We start from the raw sequence: 17,756 nt of genomic DNA on the forward strand, positions 1-17,756 counted from the left end.
TTGACGGCAATTTCCGCTATTCTTTGTTACCGTCTTTTTCACCTTGAATGCGATCGTAGATTTCCTCGCGGTGAACCGCGACGTGTTTGGGGGCATTGACACCCAATCGCACTTGATTTCCTTTTACACCCAGTACTGTCACGGTGACTTCGTCACCAACCATGAGCGTCTCACCAATACGACGAGTCAGTATTAACATGTAGGTTTCTCCTTTCCAGAGTCCGTGTCCATACCCCGTGGCGTATCCCTATGCAACGCAGCAATCGTCTCTGTTTTTACGTTGAAGGCTCTTTATCCAGATCAAAAGCTGCGTGAAGAGCCCTCACCGCCAGCTCAAGATATTTTTCGTCAACAACCACAGAGATCTTGATCTCCGAGGTGGTGATCAACTGAATGTTGATCGACTCTTCTGCCAGGGTCTTGAACATCTTGCTAGCAATGCCCGCATGCGAACGCATACCAACACCGACCAGGGATACTTTGGCAATCTTGTTGTCTGTTTTGACCTCGCGAGCGCCGGTTTTCTGCACCAGTTCCCGAACAATCGCTTCAGCCTTAGCCAGGTCATTACGGCTTACCGTAAATGTCAGATCTGTAGTGTTGTCTTCGGCAACGTTCTGAACGATGACGTCGACCTCAATATTGGCATCGCTGACCGGGCCCAATATCTGATACGCAAGTCCCGGAGTATCGGGCACGCCTAAAACTGTAATTTTTGCCTCATCGCGAGTAAACGCGATACCCGAAATCGCCGGGTTTTCCATATCTGAATCTTCCTCAAGACTGATCAAGGTGCCTGGGCCTTCTTCGAAGGCGTGCAGCACACGCAGCGGTACACTGTATTTTCCAGCGAATTCCACCGCGCGAATCTGTAATACCTTTGAACCCAGACTGGCCATTTCCAGCATTTCTTCAAAGGTAATACGCTTCAGGCGGCGCGCATCACCAACCACCCGCGGATCGGTGGTATAAACACCGTCAACGTCGGTATAAATCTGGCACTCATCGGCCTTCAGCGCAGCAGCCAGCGCCACGCCCGTGGTATCAGAACCGCCACGCCCCAGCGTGGTGATATTGCCGTCCTGATCCACGCCCTGGAAACCGGCAACAACAACGACATGTCCTGCAGCCAGATCAGCGCGGATACGTTTATCGTCAATTTCCTTGATCCGGGCTTTCGTGTGCGCCTCATCAGTCAGGATTCGCACCTGACTTCCAGTATAGGAGCGAGCACCAACGCCAAGGTCGTGAAGAGCCATGCACAGCAGGGAGATAGTCACCTGCTCACCGGTGGCAACCAGTACATCCATTTCACGGGGCGTCGGCTGGTCCTGCATGGCCTTGGCCATGTCGATCAAGCGGTTGGTTTCACCACTCATTGCCGACACCACAACGACCACGTCGTGCCCGTTTGCTTTGAATCCCGCGACCTTTTCGGCCACTGCTTTTATACGTTCAATGGTACCGACCGAGGTGCCACCGAACTTTTGAACAATCAGACTCATCTTTTCTTTCTGCAAATGACCGCCCCGTGCGGAGGGCGCCCATTAAACAACAACTCCAGAATAAAGGAAACGGCTTCTCAGCCCCTATACGTGGTTCACGTATTCCTTGGCTACTGCCAATGCCTGAGGAATCCCAGCGGGGTCGGTGCCACCGCCCTGCGCCATGTCCGGACGACCGCCACCTTTCCCGCCAACGGCCGCCGCCGCCTGCTTCATGATCTCACCCGCCTTGAAGCGCGATGTGAGGTCTTTGGTCACACCGGCCACCAGTGCGACCTTGTCGCCCTCGGCACTGGCCAGCAGCAGAACACCGCTACCGAGTTTGTTTTTGAGTTGATCCATGCTGTCGCGCAGGGCCTTGGCATCGGCGCCTTCGATCTGCACCGCCAATACTTTTACACCGTTGATCTCTTCGACTTCACTCATGAGATCACGGCTGCCTGCCGTCGCCAGCTTGGCTTTCAGACGCTCCAACTCTTTCTGCTGCTCGCGATTGGCGGCCAGTAGCTGAGACAGCTTGCTGTCAAAGTTTTCCGGACTGCTCTTCAGCGCGGAGTAGGCAGATTGAAGGCGGCGGCGATCCGCATTGGCTTCCGCCAGTGCGCCCTCCCCGGTCACCGCTTCGATACGGCGCACACCAGCGGCAATACCGGACTCCGCCACAATGCGCATCAGGCCGATATCTCCGGTGCGCTCAACGTGGGTACCGCCGCAAAGTTCAACCGAGAAATCCCCACCCATGCTCAGCACACGAACGCTGTCGCCGTATTTCTCGCCAAACAGCATCATGGCACCGCGCTCGCGGGCGGTGTCGATATCCGTTTCCAGCGTCTCAACGGCCGTATTGCGGCGAATTTCCGCATTAACCATATCTTCAATGGCCGCGAGTTCTTCCGGCTTCACCGCTTCGCCATGAGCAAAGTCAAAACGCAAACGCTCGGCAGTAACCAGCGAGCCTTTCTGACTGACGTGATCGCCCAGTACCTGACGCAGCGCCGCATGCAGCAAGTGCGTGGCGGAGTGATTCAGTGCCGTCGCCTGACGGATCGATGCGTCCACCAGCGCCTGTACGGCTGAGCCTTCGGACACCTGCCCCTCGGCAACGATACCGAGGTGCACAAAATGGGCACCGGCTTTCTGGGTATCGCGAACTTCCACCCGCAGGCCATCAGCCGAGATCACACCGCTGTCCCCCGCCTGCCCACCGGACTCGGCGTAGAACGGCGTGCGATCCAGCACCAGCATAATTTCCTCGCCCTGCGAGGCACTGGCAACACGCTTGCCATCCTTGAGAATGGCAAGCACAGTCGCATCGCTCACCAGGCCGCTGTAACCCAGAAACGCTGTCTGCCCGTCGAGATCGAGTTCGATATCGGCATCCATTTTAAAATTGGAGGCAGAGCGGGCGCGCTCGCGTTGGGCGTCCATCGCCGCTTCAAAGCCATCCATATCCAGCGTCAGGTTCTGCTCACGGGCGATATCCGCAGTGAGGTCAACCGGGAACCCATAGGTGTCATAGAGGCGGAAGACCGTTTCACCGGGAATCTGGCTGCCCTCGAGCCCCTCCAGATCCGCTTCGAGAATACGCATGCCTTGATCCAGCGTTTTGGCAAACTGCTCTTCTTCCGCCAGCAGCGCCTTCTCAACCTGCGACTGACGCTCACGCAGCTCAGGGTAAGCCTCGCCCATTTCCGCGGCCAGAGCGTCGACCAGTTTGTAGAAGAACGGGCCTTCTGCCCCCAACTTATTGCCGTGGCGCGCCGCGCGGCGAATGATACGGCGCAGCACGTAACCGCGCCCCTCATTGGAGGGCAACACACCATCGCAAATGAGGAATGCGCAGGAGCGGATATGGTCTGCAATCACCCGCAGTGACGCATGCTCCAGATCGCTTGCGCCAACCACCTTCGCCGTTGCCGCAATCAGATTGGCAAACAGGTCAATTTCGTAGTTGCTGTGCACACCCTGCATCACCGCAGAGATGCGCTCCAGGCCCATGCCGGTGTCCACCGAGGGCGCGGGCAGCGGGTTCATCGTGCCATCGGCATCGCGGTTGAACTGCATGAAGACGTTGTTCCAGATTTCGATGTAGCGGTCACCGTCTTCGTCGGGGCTACCCGGAGGGCCGCCAGCTACGTCTTCGCCGTGGTCATAGAAAATTTCGGTGCAAGGTCCGCAGGGGCCGGTGTCGCCCATCGACCAGAAGTTGTCCGACGCGTATTTCGCCCCCTTATTGTCACCGATGCGCACCATGCGCTCGGCGGGCACGCCCACTTCTTCATTCCAGATTTTGTAGGCCTCATCGTCGTCGGCATACACCGTCACCCACAGCCGCTCGCTGTCGATGTTCATCCAGTCTTTCGAGGTCAGAAATTCCCAGGCAAATTGAATTGCATCACGCTTGAAATAATCGCCAAAGCTGAAGTTACCCAGCATTTCAAAGAACGTATGGTGACGAGCGGTGTAGCCAACGTTCTCCAGATCGTTGTGCTTACCGCCGGCCCGCACGCAGCGCTGGCTGCTGACCGCTCGGCTGTAGTTGCGCTTGTCGCGACCAAGAAACACGTCCTTGAACTGCACCATGCCCGCATTGGTAAAAAGCAGCGTCGGGTCATTGCCGGGCACCAGCGAACTGCTGGCAACAGGGGTGTGCCCTTTGCTTTCGAAATAGCGGATAAAGGCATCGCGAATGGCAGCGCTTTTCATTAAAACGGTCTCACTCCGGAGTTCTGATTAAACGAGAAACGCCGGACGAAAACGTCCGGCGAAAGAGGAAAAGTATAGCGAAATCACCGAGGTTTGTATGCTACCGAAACCCCGGTGCAGGGATGTTCAGCCGAGTTTTTCGTCTGCACTCAAGGTTCGCGCTTCGGATTCCAGCATCACCGGAATACCATCGCGAACCGGATAGGCCAAACCGCTGGCTTTACACACCAGCTCATTGCGCTCTGCATCGTATTCCACCGGCGCTTTGCTGACGGGACAAACGAGGATTTCCAACAGTTTTTTATCAATCATTACATGCACTCAAATTCATTGTTCAGCGCCGCAGCAGACTATTACTGCGACATCTCGGGCATTTCACCGACCAGCAACTGCGGATCCAGACGCTGGCCAAACCAGTTCAGTCGCCAGTCGAGATGCGGCCCCGTTGCGCGGCCGGTGGCGCCGACTTCGGCAATCGCCTGTCCCTGCGCAATTTCGTCGCCCTCGTTCACCAGCACTTTGCTGAGGTGAATGAAGGTCGAGGAAATCCCCTGGCCGTGATCAATAATCAGCGTCCCGCCGGAATAAAACATCTCGTCGTGAACCAGCGTCACCAGACCACTCATCGGCGCGGTGACCACGGTGCCGGTTGGTCTGGCCACATCCACACCGTAGTGGGGCCGGCCGGGCGTGCCATTATAGACACGCTGACTGCCGAAAACACCCGTTACCGGCCCACTCAGCGGCCATACGAAGTCACCAGTAAAATCCTGACGGGGCTCATAGTGCTGACGCGCCTTGCGCACCAGCGCGGCCTCGCGGCGAATACGCTCCAACACATCCGCCGGTGGTGTCACGGTTTTCTGGGGAACGCCATTGACACGCTGAATCGCGTATTCACGCTGCTCGATAGACAGCATTTGCGTCTGACAGGCATCACCCCGGCAGATTTTCAGTGGCACAGACGCCGGCGCATCGCGGTCAAAGCCCGCCGCGAACACCCCGTTATCGGCGACAGCCACCGTGTATTTACCGAGTTCCACACGGCTACCCGGCTCAACCTTCCCCCAGATCATTCCGCCCTGAATCAATGAGCCATTCAGCTCTACCGCCTGAGCCGATACCGACAACACCACTACCGCCAGCGTGATAAAACCTCGCATCTTTCACTCCCTTCTCGCGGGGCTGCAAATCGTTGCCCCCTATTCATCGCCGATACCATATCGCGATATGATCCGCCGTTCAGCTATTTCGTCCTGAGGATTGTTGCACCCATGAGCCGCTACCGCCCTCCCCGCGCCCGAGGGTCTCGCTATATTACGCCCGAAGGCGAGCGTGCGCTGCGAGAAGAACTCAGGCAACTCTGGAAGGTCGAACGCCCCCAGGTGACCGCAGCGGTGCACGAAGCGGCCAAGAATGGCGACCGCTCTGAAAACGGCGATTATATCTACGGCAAGAAACGCCTGCGGGAAATCGACAGCCGGGTGCGCTTTCTCGGCAAACGCCTGGACGAACTGAAGGTGGTCGACACCCTCCCCAGCGACCGTGACAAGATTTTCTTCGGCGCCTGGGTCACACTGGAAGACGACGACGGCGAAGAGACCTGCTACCGGATTGTCGGTCCCGACGAATTTGACCTGGCCAGCGGCAAGCTGTCGATGGACGCCCCACTGGCTCGTGCCATGCTGGGAAAACGGCTGGATGACGAAGTGCTTGTTAGCACGCCCACCGGCGAAAAATGCTACTACGTCTGCGCGATTCACTACGGCGATAAGCCGGACACCAACACATAAGGAGAACGGGCTATGTTGCTGCTATCACTGTTCTGGGCCTGGCTGAGCTGGAATGCTTACCACCCCTGGAAAGGCAAGCCGGAGATGATGGGGATTATCAGCTTTATCTTCGGGATGCTGGCGGGTGAGCTGGGGCTGCACATCATTGCTATCAACGTCGTTCTGACGCTGGGTATTGTCACCTTCGGCGAGTTGGAGGGCTTGGCTGACAGCCTCGGCCTGCTGATTGCCATGCTGAGTTGGCTGGCGTTGGCGCGCTTTTATTTCCAGTCAGCCAATGCAGAGCCGGTAATGCGTGGCGCTATCTGTGAAGCGCTGGACAGCGAAACCTACCCCGACACCCCGGACGAGGTCCTGCATTACACGCCGGACTTCGAACGCCTGCGTAATCCGGTGGCCTTCAAACACCCGCGCCTGAAACTTCATCGCAATGTTCCCTACTGCAAGGTCGACGGCCGAGATTTACACCTGGACATCTACCAGCGCCGCGACTGCCCGAAAAACGCGCCGGTGCTGTTGCAGATTCACGGCGGCGCCTGGATGCAGAATCTCGGCAGCAAGGAGCAACAGGGCCTGCCGCTGATGACGCAACTGGCGCTGAACGGCTGGATCTGTGTTGCCGTCCAATACCGCCTCAGCCCGGGCGCCACCTTCCCCGACCACATTATCGACTGCAAGCGCGCCCTGCTGTGGGTGAAAGATCATATTGCCGACTACGGTGGCGATCCCGACTTTATCGTTGCCACCGGTGGCTCGGCAGGCGGGCACCTGAGCAGTCTGCTGGCCCTCAGCGCCAATGCGGACTGTTTTCAGCCCGGCTTTGAGCACCGCGACACGCGGGTGCAGGGCTGTATTCCCTTCTATGGGGTTTACGACTTCCTGAACAGCAAGCATCAGCGCCACAACGAAGGTCTGGAACAATGGCTGGCTGAACGCGTCGTCAAGAAAACGCGCAGTGAAGATCCGGAACTCTGGGAGCGCGCGTCACCGGTGTCATGGGTGAATGACGATGCACCGCCGTTCCTGATTATTCATGGCGACGCCGACACGCTGGTGCCCGTCAAGGAATCCCGAGAGCTTTACCACATGCTGAAGGCCGTCTCGAAACAAGGCGTCGGCTATGCGGAACTGCCCGGCGCTCAGCACGCTTTTGAGCTGGTGATTTCACTGCGCAGCCAACTGGTCGTCAACGCACTCTGTGACTACTGCTACGTGCTTCACCAGCAGTACCTGGGCGAAAACGTCAGCCTGACTAGCGACAACAGCAACACAAGCAGCAGTGATAGTGATAGCGACAACGAAGAAGGCGAACCCAGCCCGGCATAACGCCGGGCTACGTCGATTAGAAGGGATTCCAGGAAGCTTCCTTGGTGAATTGCAGGTAGCCCACATTGGCGCCGGTTCGCAGGCCCACCCCGGTACGAATCGGCGCGACGACCGTGTCGCCACTGCGCAGATAGTTCACGCCTACCCCGGCAGCGTAATACACACTGCCTTCAACGCCGGGGAAGCGCTGATACAGGGTTTCGGCGTCGTCCAGATTGTAGATCAGCGTAAAAACTTTCGAGGCGTTGCCACCCATATCAAAGCCCACTGACGGCCCCTGCCAGAAAATTGCCCGCGTCTCACCGTCGAGCATTTGCAGCTCACCCCGCCCGTAGCGCAAACCCACCACAATGGCCGCCGACACTTCCTCGCCCACCACGATGGCATTGGGCTCGCCCTGTTCCTCAAAGACTTTCTCTATAGCGCTCGCCAAGCCCTTGCTCGTTTCGCCGAAGAAAGCCCCTGCTTTTTCCATGACCTGCTCTTTGCTGAACCCCTCGTTCTTGTCTTCGGCGCCCTCTTCGGCGGTCGCCGAAAGCGGCAGCAATGTCACCAGCAATACCCAAATTCCCAGCCATTGGCGATACGGCATAATCTGTTCTCCTCTAATTTCCCCGGCACCTGTTTGTCTGTCCTGACACACTACGTTTAGTAGTAGTCGTGACCGCCGACTTGCGCCAGTGTTCAATCAGGACAGCTTTTCATTGCGGCAATCACTGACTGCAGATCGCCGCGATGCCGATCAAGCAAAAGCCGCAATTTAAGCAGTGCCGCTACGCTCAAGGCATCGGTGATCTCCCCACACATCGCCATCTCCACCGCTTCACCCAGCGGCAGACGACGCACTTGCAAATCCTCGGTCTCTTCCGGCGCAGTCTCTCCCGGCGTCAGCTCCAATGCCAGAAATACATCGGCGACTTCATCGGTGCAGGAATTGCTGGTGTGCAGCTGAGCGTAGTGATACAGCGCCGCGCAGCGCAGGCCGGTTTCCTCTGCCAATTCACGCCTGGCGGTATCCGCAGGGGATGTGCCCAGTGGCGCGCCGCCCTCGGGAATTTCCCAGCTATAGCTATCCAGCGGATAGCGATGCTGGCCCACCAAATAGGTATAGCCGTCGTCATCCAGCGGCACCACGCCAACTGCCGTATTTTTAAAGCAGACTTTGCCGTAAATACCCTCGGTCTTGCCCGGCGTGGTCACACTGTGGTGCTCCAGTCGCAGCCAGGGGTTTTCGTACACCGTGTCACGGCTATGCTGAAGCCAGGGGCCAATCGATTTAGTCATCAGGAGAAATCTCGGTAACGGGAAGGTAGGGATCAAGTGTCCCGCACAGGCGCGACTGCAAAGCGGGCACGATCTCGTCATCAAACCAGGCATTATGACGAAACCAGCGAATATTGCGTGGCGAGGGATGCGGCAGGCACAGAAAATCGCCGTCCAATGGCTGATTCCGCACCCGATCAGTCAGCGAAAGCGGCTTTCCGCCTTTTTTGACATCCGGCAGATAATAGCGCTGGGCGTACTGCCCAATCAGCAGGGTGAGCGCGATGTTCGGCATATGCTCACGCAAACGCTGATGCCAAGTGGGCGCACACTCTGGTCGGGGCGGCAAATCACCACTGCGCCCTTTACCGGGGTAGCAAAAGCCCATCGGCATAATGCCAAGCTGAGGATCGTGGTAAAAACGCTGCCGGTCCATCTGCAGCCAACCGCGAAGGCGGTCACCCGAGGGGTCATCCCAGGGTTTGCCGGACGCATGCACGCGCGTACCCGGCGCTTGCCCGATAATCAGCAATCGGGCGTCAGCACTGAGTTGAACAACGGGGCGAGGCCCCAGTGGCAGATGCGCTTCGCAAAGGCGGCAATGCCGCACCTCGCTCAGCAATTCAGAAAATGCGTCCATGGCCGCATTCTGCGTTGGCGCGAGGTTGGGAGCAAGCCAACACCCGCGCCGCTATCAGAACGCAATGCCCAGTGATTGAATGGTTTCAACCGAGAGACGCCCGGTTGCCAGTCCCTGCTTTTGTTGGAAGGCATGAATGGCCGCCTCGGTGCGCTTGCCGAGAATACCGTCAGCATAGCCCGCGTCGAAGCCGCGCTCGTTAAGCTGTTTTTGTACCTGGCGAAGCAGTTTGTCGTCGTCCAGGTCACGCTTGCAGGGAATTTGCCGCCAGACCAGCTCCTCGTCGGCAATTTTTTCGCGATAGCTGTATTCCTCGTACTCGGCGGGTACCGGCACACGAATCAGCTTGGCGGGCTCCACCACCTTCTGCACCTTCACGGTTTTGTACACTGCGGGTACTTTGACTTCCACGGTGTGTTCCGGTTGATCGACAACGCGCTTGCGCACGGTTTCGAACACGGCGGGCTCATGAATGGTGCGGTATTCCGGAGGCGACACCAATACCTGCCGTTCGACTGTGCGGTATTTTGCGGGGATTTCTACCTGATGGAGAATCTCGCCAGTTTCCTCATCGATCTTTTCCAGCTCACCGCGACCCGGACGCCATACCCACTCTGCCGGTTTCACCAGAATTTTTTCTTCGCGGCTCTCATACTCGGCAGGGCGCACCAGCTCCTGACGTTGCTTGGCGGGGAGCACTTCGGTGCGTTCCTCTACCCACTTATAGGTCGCGGGCACCAGCTCCAGCTTGGTATAGGCCTCGCTGACAACCACTTGCTCTTCCTGCCACTCCGTTCGCGCAGGCTGCATTTCCAGACGCTCGGTGGCCTCTTTAACAATACGACTGGCCCGGCGGTCGATATATTTCGGCGGCGTCAGCATACGCGCATAGCACGCGCCCGTCTGAGCGTTCGGCGGCATGGCAGGCAGACCGCCATCCTGTTCACTGCGCGCCTTTAACTTTTCTATCTGAATCAATGCATCGGCCAGGGCGGTTTCCAGCGATGCCATGCGCTCGCCATCGGGCACCGTTTCCGGCGCAACCTGTCCAGACGACTGAACAGGGGTCAACGAGCACGCCGTACACATCACTGCGGCGGCAAGAGGCAAAAGAGAAAGGCGAAAAGACATAGAATGTTCCGTTTCCGGCGGCGGTTATACTGGCGTTTAGCACTGATTTTTCAATCTTATAACGAAATCCCTAAGGCACGCGACCCCCTCAAATGAAATCTTGCACACAGAAGCAGATAAGTTAGCGAAATGAACCGATAAAGCCTGAAAATATGCGTTCCTGGCGCATTAATGCCGACGAAATGTGGCCTGTAATGTGCTTTAATAGCGCCGTTTTTTACTCTACTCAGGCCGCGCTCAGCTATGAAACACACCCTCTCTCAATTCAGCGACGCCAGCGAATTCACGCAGCGCCATATCGGACCCGGCAACGAGCAGGTCTCAGCCATGCTTCACCAGCTCGGCGCGCCATCGTTGGATGCACTGATCAGAGAGACCGTGCCCGCCAGTATTCTTCGCGATTCACTGCCGCTGCCAGACGGTGTCAGTGAACACGATGCGCTGAGCGAGCTGGCCGCCATCGCCGGCAAAAATCAGATTGCCCGCTCGTTTATCGGCATGGGGTACTACGGCACTCACACCCCCAAGGTCATTCTGCGCAATGTGCTGGAAAACCCAGGCTGGTATACCGCCTACACACCCTATCAGCCAGAGATTGCCCAAGGGCGCCTGGAAGCCCTGCTGAACTTCCAGCAGATGGTTATTGACCTGACCGGACTGGATTTGGCCAACGCCTCGCTGCTGGACGAGGCCACAGCCGCTGCCGAAGCCATGGCCATGTGCAAGCGCGCGGCCCGCAAAAACAAGAGCGACGTCTTTTTTGTGGATGCCCAATGCCATCCGCAGACTCTCGCCGTACTGAAAACCCGCGCTGACGCCCTCGGACTGGACATTCACGTCGGCGACGCCTTCAGTGAACTTGAAAATACCGAATGTTTCGGCGTACTGGTGCAGTACCCTCAAACCGGCGGCGAGTTGCGCGACCTGCGCGCACTCTGCCAGACCGCACAACAGAACGATTGCCTGAGCGTGGTCGCTGCCGATCTACTCAGCTTGGTATTGCTGACCCCTCCCGGTGAGCAGGGTGCCGACATTGTCGTGGGCAGTGCCCAGCGCTTTGGCGTGCCGATGGGTTTTGGTGGCCCGCACGCCGCGTTCTTTGCCACCAAAGACAAGCACAAGCGCTCGGTGCCCGGCCGTATTATCGGTGTCTCCGTCGACAGCCGTGGCAAACCTGCCCTGCGCATGGCGATGCAAACCCGGGAGCAGCATATCCGCCGCGAAAAGGCGACCTCGAATATCTGTACCTCGCAGGCGCTGCTGGCCATCATGGCCGTGTTCTACGCGATTTATCACGGCCCCGAAGGCCTCCGCCGCATTGCCTTGCGCACCAACCGCATGACCGGCATTCTGGCAGCGGGCCTCAAGCAACTGGGCTATTCAAGCAATGAGCAATTCTTCGACACCCTCAGTGTCGATGCACAAGGCAAAGCCGGCGCCATCGCCGATGCCGCCGAAGCGCAACTGATCAACCTCCGCCGCAACGGTGACTCACTGGGCATCAGCCTGGACGAAACCACCACTCGTGACGACTTACAGGCCCTCTGGTCGCTGTTCGCCGACGGCCAGCCGCTGCCTGATATCGATGCACTGGATGCCGAACTGGCCGCTCTGCCGGGCATCCCCGAAGACTTGCAGCGCCACAGCGAAATTCTCAGCCATCCGGTGTTCAACAGCTATCATTCAGAAACCGAGATGCTGCGCTACATGGCGCGACTGGAACGTCGCGACATCGCACTGAATCACTCAATGATTGCGCTGGGCTCCTGCACCATGAAGCTCAACGCCACCAGCGAAATGATTCCGGTCACCTGGCCGACGCTGGGGAACATCCACCCCTTTGCACCGGTATCGCAGATTCAGGGTTACCTGCAGCTGGTCGATGAGCTGGAAAAACAACTGGTGGAATGTACCGGCTACGACAAATTCTCCATGCAGCCCAATGCCGGCTCACAGGGTGAGTACGCCGGACTGCTGGCGATTCGCCGCTACCACGAAAGCCGCGGCGACGTGCAGCGTGACATCTGCCTGATTCCCAGCTCTGCCCATGGCACCAACCCGGCATCAGCAGCAATGGCCAGCATGCGCGTGGTTATCGTCAACTGTGACAAGCTGGGTAACGTCGACATCGACGACCTGCGCAGCAAAGCTGAACAGCACAGCGAGCAACTCGCCGCCCTGATGGTGACCTACCCGTCCACCCACGGTGTTTTTGAAGAAGGTATCCGCGAGATCTGCGACATTGTTCACCAGCACGGCGGACAGGTCTACGTGGATGGCGCCAATATGAACGCCCTGGTGGGCCTCGCCGCCCCCGGCCATTTCGGCGCCGACGTTTCGCATCTGAACCTGCACAAAACCTTCTGTATTCCTCACGGCGGTGGCGGCCCGGGCATGGGTCCCATCGGCGTGAAAGCGCACCTGGCGCCATTCCTGCCCAATCACCCGGTCCAGCCTATCACCGGATTGAATGCCGATAACGACACGGTATCAGCCGCTACCTACGGCAGCGCCAGCATTCTGCCGATCTCCTGGATGTACATCCGCATGATGGGTGGCAGCGGCCTGCGCCGGGCCACAGAGGTTGCCATTCTCAACGCGAACTACATGGCTAAACGCCTCGGTGAACACTACCCCGTGCTGTACACCGGCAAGATGGGTCGCGTAGCTCACGAGTGCATTATCGACCTGCGCCCATTGAAGGAAAGCAGCGGCATCAGCGAAGAAGACGTGGCCAAACGTCTGATGGATTATGGCTTCCACGCGCCGACCATGTCGTTCCCGGTGCCCGGCACGCTGATGATTGAGCCCACAGAGAGTGAATCCAAGGCGGAGCTGGACCGTTTCTGCGACGCCATGATCAGCATTCGCCGTGAGATTGCCCGCGTCGAAGCCGGTCAGTTACCCGCCGACGACAACCCGCTGGTCAACGCACCGCACACTCAGGCCGACGTCATCGGCAACGACTGGACTCGCGCATACAGCCGCGAGGAAGCCGCCTGGCCAGCCAGCTACCTGAAAGACGCCAAGTACTGGCCAACGGTCAACCGCATCGACAATGTCTACGGCGACCGCAATTTGATCTGCTCCTGCCCGCCGGTTGACAGCTATCGCTAAGCACCGGCTTATCAGGCTTGGACTCCACGGGAGGGCGCAATGCCCTCCCCGAACGCGCATTTAGCGACCCGTCATTGCTTTTCCAAGGCCGCAGCGACCCACTCAAGCCGGTCTTGGCCAAAGTACATCTCGTCGCCGACAAAGAACGTGGGTGCACCAAAAGCACCTCGCGAAACGGCTTCTCCGGTCAATGATTTCAAGCGTTCTTTGACCTCCTCTGAACCGCAAAGCGCATCGTTTTCAGCAGGGTCGATACCCGCCTTACGCAACACCTCATTCAGAACATCCGCGTCACCCAGGTTTTTTCCCTCTGACCACAGTGCCGGATACACGGCGTTTAGATAGGCTTCAAAATCCGCGCTACCCAGCAGGCCTGCCGCGCCTCGCATCAACCGAAGTGTATTGATGGGAAAATACGGGTTAAGCGTAAACTCCACACCATAGCGCGCGGCATATCTGCTCAAGTCCGCAAACAAATACCGGCCTTTGGCCGGATTGGCCGCCGGCGATTGGTTTCCTGTCGCCTGGAACAGCCCACCCAACAGTATCGGTTTCCAATTAATACGCGCATCCAAACTACGGGCCATATCCGGAAGTTGTGTCCACGCCAGATAACTGGCCGGACTGCCCACATCAAAATAAAAATCAACACAGCGGCTCATAACAGCTCCTTTTTAAAAGGTTTCCATCCACGGACGAAGATCAAACTCGTGAGTCCAGCAATCCCGTGGCTGCGAATGGATATTCCAATATTGATCAGCGATATGTTCTGGCGAGAGTATCCCGCCCTGCGCTTTTCGAGCGTACACATCAGGGAAGCGCTCTTTTATAAAGTCCGTATCAATCGCCCCGTCTACCACAACGTGTGCAACATGAATTCCCTGAGGCCCCAATTCTCTGGCCATGCTTTGCGCCAGAGCTCGCAAAGCGAACTTGGCACCCGCAAACGCAGAAAAACCGCTAGCACCGCGCACCGAGGCCGTGGCCCCAGTGAAAATAATGGTGCCCCGCTGCCGGGGAAGCATCACTCTTGCGGCTGCTCGCCCCGTAAGAAAACCTGCCAGCGAGCCCATTTCCCAAACCTTTCGATAGACCCGTTCCGTTGTCTCCAGAATAGAAAATCGAACGTTCGCACCTATATTGAAAATGACAACCTCGACGCTGCCGATGTCTGCTTCAATATCCTTAAACATCGACTCCATATCTGTCTCGTTGCGGGCATCACAGCCGAACGCGTGAACGTCGCCGCCATCATTCCGAATGCTCTGAGCCAAGCCCTCCAGCGCTTCTTTTTGGCGACGCGTCACGACAACGGTATAGCCTTCTTTAGCGAAACGCTTCGCGATAGCGCCTCCGGTGGCATCGCCCGCGCCAATCACGACAGCAACCCGTCGATCTGTATTCGTCATGCCCACTCCCTTAAGTTCTATTTTAGAACTTTAATGTTAGTTCTATTTTGGAACCTGTCAAGTTACTATTCGAGAACCTGACGTTAGGAGCGAAATATGCGCTGGGAAGACCTGGACAAAGAGCCCTGCAGCTTAGCGAGAACTCTCTCGGTTATCGGAGATCGATGGACGCTGATTATCCTGCGAGAGTGTTTTCTCGGCATTCGCCGGTTTGAAGAGTTTGAGGAACGTCTGGGCATTACCCGGCACGTGCTGGCGGGCCGCCTGAAGAAGCTCGTAGAGAATGGCGTGCTCTACAAAAAGCCCTATCAGGACGGGCAGAAACGAGAGGAGTACCGCCTTTCTGAAAAAGGTATGGATCTCTACCCCATCATCATCAATCTCGTCTTTTGGGGAAACAAGTACATGACCGATGAGCACGGGCCGCCGATTATTCATGTGCACAAACACTGCGGAATGCCGATGATACCCGTCACTCACTGCTCAGCATGTGGAGAGGAAGTCCACGCGCGAGACGTTGAGGTAAAAGCAGGTGCGGGCTGGGAGGCCCGGCTGGGTGATCGTCTGAGCCCACCAAACAGAAAAGCATCTGCAAAAAAATAGTGCCAATGATATGCGGTGTTCTGCTCCCGTCCGTTACACCGAAAGGCCTGGCTACGCCTCGCCAGTCGCAGTTGAATGGGGCTCAGCAATGGGATTGTCGCAGTAGCAACCTCGATTCAACCAATCAAAGACGGTCGCCTCAGACTCCCACGACAAGGCAGAAACACCCATGACATCATTCACGGCAGTTGTACAAAAATTTCCCGACGTTACCGGGCCAACATAGGTCAACACAGACGCCCGCACAGTGAGTAGTGTTGGCGTTGACGGAATCTCGGCGAGTATGGCAGGCGCATCAAACACCCCGTTTCCAGTGCGATAGAGACCGACATCAATCACCTTCAGCATTGAGGTGGGGCGTTCAGCCTCCTCGAGGATCGCAGTCAGCTTTTTCAGCGTTGCCGCGGTACATGCACAATGGCGATCTACGATGAGTACTAACTGATCTCCGGCATACCCTTCGTCTAGCAACCAGGCCTGCGCCCTCCCCGAAAAGCCGTCGTTAAACCCCATAAGCGGAGCTTCATCCGGGTCGACATACCAGCTTTCGAGCGATGCCTGCCACTTCCCCAGCAGCACCAAAGCAAGCGGCGCCAGTATCGCGAGATGAATAAGTAACTTGTCGTAACGGCGTTCAGTTACACTTGCCAAAACATCCACCAACTGTCGAAGTTGGACGGCCACCCCAGTTCCAGCAGGCCAATCAGCACTGCGTACATCACCACATTCTTTTTCCAGGCCCGGCGACTCCACATCGCTGATTCAGGGGCACGCTGATATTGAAACCAAAGCGTATAGATAAGCAATCCAGTTGCGAGACCCACCTGCAGAGCAATGGCAAAATTAATGCGCGGCAACACTTCCGACGGACTCGCGAAGAGGTAGTGCCCCAAGGAAATCCAGTTCGCCAATACAAAGCCGTGAACCAGAGAAAAGCTGTAGTCGACTTTACCCCGGTAGATGTAGTCCACCGCGCGATGCGCGAGCAACATAATGGGAATAAAGAGCAAGGCGACAATCTCTGCCGTCAACCAGGCGGGCTCGGGATATTCATCAAAGAAGTAAACATTATCGAAGAAGTGCAATGCCGCGCCGTAAAGCGTTACCCAGATGAACCATTTATAGATTTTTGTTGGTGTGTCCATTTCAGTACCCTGCGAAATCCCATAGAATTATGCCATGCGACATATTTCTGGAGGCTATATTATGCCATGCGTCATAGTCAAGCTTCGTATCCATACCGGTGGCAGTAAATGAAAGGGCAAACCCGAAACAAAATGATCTTTGGCGCCATCGACCTGCTGCGCCGACGCGGCCTGAATGCCACCAGCGTCCGTGAAGTGGTTAAACACAGCAATACTCCACGAGGCTCTGTGCGGCACCATTTCCCAGACGGAAAGCAGCAATTGATCTCGGAGGCGATGCGCAGTGCCGACGAACTGGTAACGCAACTTTTGAAAGCGTTGATCGAAGACAAAGGACCAACAGAAGGGGTGCTATCTTTTATCGATAGCTGGAAGGACATCCTTCGCGACAATAACTATGAAGCCGGCTGCCCTATCCTCGCCGTTTGCGTCGAGCAATATATCGGCGACGATGGCGCGCCGGATACCGGCGTACAACGTCAGTTCCTTGATATTGCCGAAGAGGCTTTCAGTGGCTGGCAGGCGATTATTGCCGCAGCATTGGAGAGCAGCGGCGTTGATTCCCTCGCTGCAAGCCGCCGATCGCGTTTGATCATCGCGGCAATGGAGGGTGCCATTGTGATGTGCCGTTCCAGCAGAGATCCCGCGCCGCTGGACGACATTAAAACAGAAATAGGCCTTTTACTGGGCGCATCACAGCACTAAGGCCGGCACCCAGCGCAAAAGCCGTTCCTCACACCGAATACTGTGCCTCCAGCTCATCGATAAACGCCTTGCCCACCAAGCGCTGACGTTCGGCAAAAGGCGCTACCAGCGCCGGATCTTCGTTCAAGTGACGTTCATCGCGCAACACCGTCAGGGCCCGTTGCATACCCGCTACAGCACCCTGCAGGGCCGCGTTGGCATAGAGCACGATGCCATAGCCGAATTCCGCCAGTTCGCCGGTCGTCGCAATAGGTGTTTTTCCACCGATCACCATATTCATCAGCAAGGGCGCGCTCAGGAACGCCGGCAAACGACGCACCTCATCTGCCGTTTCCAAGGCTTCGACAAACAGAATGTCAGCACCGGCCTCAGCATAAGCTGCCGCGCGGTCAACGGCGGCATCGAAGCCATCG

Annotated in this window: 19 protein-coding genes; 5 read left to right on the forward strand and 14 right to left on the reverse strand. The window is 57.1% G+C overall.

Annotation, left to right across the window (positions count from 1 at the left end; all coding sequences use genetic code 11):
- Positions 1 to 16 precede the first annotated feature (16 nt).
- The 5 genes from csrA to AC5DB9_RS12640 form a co-directional block, all read right to left on the reverse strand.
- Positions 17 to 199: a carbon storage regulator CsrA gene (gene csrA, locus AC5DB9_RS12620; protein WP_022960466.1), complete on the reverse strand. Its 183-nt coding sequence runs from the start codon at positions 197 to 199 to the stop codon at positions 17 to 19.
- A gap of 76 nt (positions 200 to 275) precedes the next feature.
- On the reverse strand, positions 276 to 1,505 hold the full coding sequence (locus AC5DB9_RS12625) for an aspartate kinase (RefSeq protein WP_022960465.1): 1,230 nt from the start codon (positions 1,503 to 1,505) through the stop codon (positions 276 to 278).
- Between the two features lie 84 nt (positions 1,506 to 1,589).
- On the reverse strand, positions 1,590 to 4,211 hold the full coding sequence (alaS, locus tag AC5DB9_RS12630; RefSeq protein WP_272993982.1) for an alanine--tRNA ligase: 2,622 nt from the start codon (positions 4,209 to 4,211) through the stop codon (positions 1,590 to 1,592).
- Between the two features lie 126 nt (positions 4,212 to 4,337).
- Positions 4,338 to 4,523 carry a Trm112 family protein gene (locus AC5DB9_RS12635; RefSeq protein WP_022960463.1) on the reverse strand — a complete coding sequence of 62 codons (186 nt, stop codon included), beginning with the start codon at positions 4,521 to 4,523 and terminating at the stop codon, positions 4,338 to 4,340.
- A 41-nt stretch (positions 4,524 to 4,564) separates the two neighbouring features.
- On the reverse strand, positions 4,565 to 5,374 hold the full coding sequence (locus AC5DB9_RS12640) for a M23 family metallopeptidase (protein ID WP_272993981.1): 810 nt from the start codon (positions 5,372 to 5,374) through the stop codon (positions 4,565 to 4,567).
- 111 nt (positions 5,375 to 5,485) lie between these two features.
- Between AC5DB9_RS12640 and greB the strand changes: the two genes are divergently transcribed.
- Positions 5,486 to 6,004, forward strand: a complete 519-nt coding sequence (gene greB, locus AC5DB9_RS12645) for a transcription elongation factor GreB (RefSeq protein ID WP_022960461.1) — start codon at positions 5,486 to 5,488, stop codon at positions 6,002 to 6,004.
- A gap of 12 nt (positions 6,005 to 6,016) precedes the next feature.
- The gene (locus AC5DB9_RS12650; protein WP_272993980.1) at positions 6,017 to 7,330 is read left to right on the forward strand and encodes an alpha/beta hydrolase; all 1,314 of its coding nucleotides are present in this window, start codon (positions 6,017 to 6,019) and stop codon (positions 7,328 to 7,330) included.
- Positions 7,331 to 7,346: 16 nt separating this feature from the next.
- On the opposite strand, the gene AC5DB9_RS12655 is transcribed toward AC5DB9_RS12650, so the two are convergent.
- The 4 genes from AC5DB9_RS12655 to AC5DB9_RS12670 all read right to left on the reverse strand — a co-directional run bounded on the left by AC5DB9_RS12655 (position 7,347) and on the right by AC5DB9_RS12670 (position 10,364).
- Positions 7,347 to 7,922, reverse strand: a complete 576-nt coding sequence (locus AC5DB9_RS12655; RefSeq protein ID WP_272993979.1) for a DUF1134 domain-containing protein — start codon at positions 7,920 to 7,922, stop codon at positions 7,347 to 7,349.
- Between the two features lie 92 nt (positions 7,923 to 8,014).
- Complete coding sequence (locus tag AC5DB9_RS12660; RefSeq protein WP_022960458.1) at positions 8,015 to 8,614, reverse strand: NUDIX domain-containing protein; 600 nt, start codon at positions 8,612 to 8,614, stop codon at positions 8,015 to 8,017.
- On the reverse strand, positions 8,607 to 9,233 hold the full coding sequence (locus tag AC5DB9_RS12665) for a uracil-DNA glycosylase family protein (RefSeq protein WP_272993978.1): 627 nt from the start codon (positions 9,231 to 9,233) through the stop codon (positions 8,607 to 8,609). Before AC5DB9_RS12665 ends, AC5DB9_RS12660 begins: the two co-directional genes overlap by 8 nt.
- 54 nt (positions 9,234 to 9,287) lie before the next feature.
- Positions 9,288 to 10,364: a peptidoglycan-binding domain-containing protein gene (locus AC5DB9_RS12670; protein ID WP_272993977.1), complete on the reverse strand. Its 1,077-nt coding sequence runs from the start codon at positions 10,362 to 10,364 to the stop codon at positions 9,288 to 9,290.
- 243 nt (positions 10,365 to 10,607) lie between these two features.
- Here AC5DB9_RS12670 and gcvP point away from each other — a divergent pair, with 243 nt between their 5' ends.
- Complete coding sequence (gene gcvP, locus AC5DB9_RS12675) at positions 10,608 to 13,481, forward strand: aminomethyl-transferring glycine dehydrogenase (protein WP_273008978.1); 2,874 nt, start codon at positions 10,608 to 10,610, stop codon at positions 13,479 to 13,481.
- A gap of 71 nt (positions 13,482 to 13,552) precedes the next feature.
- Here the strand turns inward: gcvP and AC5DB9_RS12680 are convergent, their stop codons facing one another.
- Complete coding sequence (locus AC5DB9_RS12680; RefSeq protein ID WP_272992702.1) at positions 13,553 to 14,143, reverse strand: 2-hydroxychromene-2-carboxylate isomerase; 591 nt, start codon at positions 14,141 to 14,143, stop codon at positions 13,553 to 13,555.
- A gap of 12 nt (positions 14,144 to 14,155) precedes the next feature.
- Entirely contained in the window at positions 14,156 to 14,890 is a 735-nt protein-coding gene (locus tag AC5DB9_RS12685; protein ID WP_022960453.1) for an SDR family oxidoreductase, read from the reverse strand.
- 96 nt (positions 14,891 to 14,986) lie between these two features.
- Here AC5DB9_RS12685 and AC5DB9_RS12690 point away from each other — a divergent pair, with 96 nt between their 5' ends.
- Positions 14,987 to 15,493 (forward strand): winged helix-turn-helix transcriptional regulator, encoded by a 507-nt coding sequence (locus tag AC5DB9_RS12690; protein ID WP_272992699.1) that lies wholly within the window; start codon positions 14,987 to 14,989, stop codon positions 15,491 to 15,493.
- A 51-nt stretch (positions 15,494 to 15,544) separates the two neighbouring features.
- Here AC5DB9_RS12690 and AC5DB9_RS12695 read toward each other — a convergent pair whose 3' ends face one another.
- Positions 15,545 to 16,144: a DUF6436 domain-containing protein gene (locus tag AC5DB9_RS12695; protein ID WP_286855248.1), complete on the reverse strand. Its 600-nt coding sequence runs from the start codon at positions 16,142 to 16,144 to the stop codon at positions 15,545 to 15,547.
- A complete protein-coding gene (locus AC5DB9_RS12700) occupies positions 16,132 to 16,638 on the reverse strand; it encodes a hypothetical protein (RefSeq protein WP_272992694.1) in 507 nt (168 codons plus the stop codon). The genes AC5DB9_RS12695 and AC5DB9_RS12700 overlap by 13 nt, the downstream gene beginning before the upstream one ends.
- A 108-nt stretch (positions 16,639 to 16,746) precedes the next feature.
- Here AC5DB9_RS12700 and AC5DB9_RS12705 point away from each other — a divergent pair, with 108 nt between their 5' ends.
- Positions 16,747 to 17,343: a TetR/AcrR family transcriptional regulator gene (locus AC5DB9_RS12705; RefSeq protein WP_272992692.1), complete on the forward strand. Its 597-nt coding sequence runs from the start codon at positions 16,747 to 16,749 to the stop codon at positions 17,341 to 17,343.
- Positions 17,344 to 17,371: 28 nt separating this feature from the next.
- On the opposite strand, the gene AC5DB9_RS12710 is transcribed toward AC5DB9_RS12705, so the two are convergent.
- Positions 17,372 to 17,756, reverse strand: a 385-nt coding sequence (locus AC5DB9_RS12710; RefSeq protein WP_491732058.1) for an isocitrate lyase/phosphoenolpyruvate mutase family protein, incomplete at its 5' end; no start/stop codon positions are given.

It is taken from the genome of Spongiibacter sp., assembly GCF_984394615.1.